General features: G+C 69.4%; 1 protein-coding gene. It reads right to left on the bottom strand.

Annotated features, from left to right (window positions below; all coding sequences use genetic code 11):
• The coding region (locus HR086_RS47130) for an AMP-binding protein (protein WP_174468936.1) at positions 1-981 on the bottom strand (981 nt) is incomplete at both ends.

Raw genomic sequence — 981 nt, 5'->3', positions numbered from 1 at the left:
TCCCCTCTCCACCTCGCCCTGTCTCCCGTCCGGTACAGCCTCGCCCCCGCCTCCCTCGCGTACCCATCCGGCACGAAGCGCTTCGCCGTCAGCTCCGCCCTCTCGTGGTACCCCTGCGCCAGCTGCGCCCCGCCGATGTACAGCTCTCCGGCCACTCCAATCGGACACAGCCTCCCCTGCCCGTCCAACACCAGCAGCTTCGTGTCCGGCAGCGGCACTCCAATCGGCGGCAGTCTCGGCCAGCTCCCCGGCGGCCCCTTCAACCGGTGCGCACTCACCACGTGCGTCTCCGACGGGCCGTACTGATTCTCCAGCACGCACCCCGGCAACTTCTCGAAGAAGGCCACCACCGCCGGCGTCACCTGCAACTGCTCTCCCGCCGTCACCACTTCCCTCAATGACGTGGGCACACTCGCCCCGTGCGCCACCGCGTCCGCCAGCGCCTGCAGCGCGACGAAGGGCAGAAACAACCGCTCCACCTGGTGACTCACCATGAAGTCCAGCAGCGCCGGCACGTCCTGCCTCAGCGCCGCCGGCGGCACCACCAGCGCTCCTCCCGCGCTCCACGTCGAGAAGATTTCCTGGAAGGACACGTCGAAGCTCAGCGACGCGAACTGCAACGTCACAGCCTCCGCCTTCACCGAGTGCGCTCGCTGCCACAGCAAGAGGTTGCACAGCGCCGCGTGCGACAGCGCCACCCCCTTCGGCTTCCCCGTGCTCCCCGACGTGTACACCACGTAGCAGGTGCCTCCAGGTGGCACCGCCCTCGGGGGCGCCATGTCCGGCCTCCTCCCTATCTCCCCCGCCTCCTCGTCCACGCACAGCGCCAACTCTCGCGCCCGCTCCGGCAGCACCGCGCGCTGACTCGCCCGCGTCAGCACCCGCACCACCTTCGCATCCTCCACCATGTACCCCAGCCGCTCCGCCGGGTACTTCGTGTCCAGCGGTACGTACGCCGCCCCCGCCTTCAATATCCCCAGC

The organism is Myxococcus sp. CA039A, from assembly GCF_013336645.1.
GTDB classification, from domain to species: Bacteria; Myxococcota; Myxococcia; order Myxococcales; family Myxococcaceae; genus Myxococcus; species Myxococcus llanfairpwllgwyngyllgogerychwyrndrobwllllantysiliogogogochensis.
This window is presented reverse-complemented; position numbering and strand designations above follow the sequence as displayed.